Annotated in this window: 1 protein-coding gene; it reads right to left on the reverse strand. The window is 38.7% G+C overall.

Features of this window, described 5'->3' with window-relative positions:
• Nucleotides 1-45: 45 nt before the first annotated feature.
• Nucleotides 46-1,283 (reverse strand): IS3 family transposase gene (locus tag MF4640_RS18730; protein ID WP_101495500.1). Its coding sequence is split into 2 segments (ribosomal slippage): nucleotides 46-947 and nucleotides 947-1,283, totalling 1,239 coding nucleotides; the frame shifts between segments, so codons are not numbered across the junction.
• Between the last annotated feature and the right edge of the window lie 19 nt (nucleotides 1,284-1,302).

Genomic DNA, 1,302 nt, shown 5'->3' on the forward strand with positions numbered 1-1,302 from the left:
TGTCTTGTCCTGAAATAGATTGACAGTATTCCACTTCAAACCGAGTTAAGCAATTAGCTCGGTTTTAGTTTGCTCATACATCTGATTCGGGGTGTTCATATTTAAACTTAAATGTGGTCTATAGTAATTATAAATCATGATAGATTCCGTAATTAAGTGATCTAACTCCTTCATGGTTTGACATCGTGTAGTTAAAAACTCCTGCTTTAATATTCCATTAATCCGCTCTGCTAATGCATTTTGATATGAGAAACACTGTTTCGCAAGGTATCCATCTGTCATGGAAGGACATATCCCATAATGGCGCAATGCCGATTGATATAGCTCAGAGCAATACTGAGAGCCTCTGTCTGAATGATGAATCATCCTAGTCGCTCGATCCGTCACATGCTGCATCGCCATATGTAGAGCCTGCATAACATTCTCCGCACGCATATCATTCGATAACTTATAACCTTTAATCTGACGGGTATAAGCATCTGTCACCAATGATAAATAATGTACGCCTTCAGCACTCTCAACATAAGTAATATCACTAACAAAGACTTCGTTGGCTTGCACTGCTGAATAATCCTTTAATAAATTTGGATGCTTCTTCATCCAATGCTTGCTATCCGTAGTTTTTGTATAGCGACGCTTGGGGCGAATCAATAAATTATGCTCTTTCAATATTTTAAATAACTGATCCCGTCCACACTTTAAACCACGCTGCAACAATTTGCCTTTAATAAGCCAATACAACTTACGTGTTCCGATACTTGGCATGAGACAACGATATTCCATAACCAACTCAAGTATTTGTTCAGTTGCTTGTGCAGTCATTTGAGCACGTTTTTCTGCTTGATAATAAGCTTGTCGGGTGATTCCCAACCACTGACAATAACGTGAAACGCTTAGTCCTCTTTGGCTTTGCCAATCTTTGAAACGTGCTCGGTATACTTTTTTCCAAGATCAGTCCCACATTCTTTATCAATGTGATAAATCACATCCTGAATAAATTCAGTTTTAAGCTTTTCTGCGGCTAACTGCTTTTCTAATTGGCGGATTCGTTGTTGGGGTGTTAATTGGCGTTTAGAAGAAGGCGGCATATTCGAAGTCCAGTCCTGTTGTCCGTGCTTGCGTAACCATACCAGCACAGTTGATCTTCCTTGAATACCATATTTTGCCTGAGCTTGTTTATAAGTAATTTGCCCTTTTTCTACTTCATGTACAACCATCATTTTAAAGGCAAAGCTATAATCACCTTGTGTACGTTTAACTCTTTGTTCTCGTTCATGTTCCATAAAATAAGCCTCTTAAAGG

Source organism: Acinetobacter sp. MF4640, assembly GCF_002018895.1.
GTDB classification, from domain to species: domain Bacteria; phylum Pseudomonadota; class Gammaproteobacteria; order Pseudomonadales; family Moraxellaceae; genus Acinetobacter; species Acinetobacter johnsonii.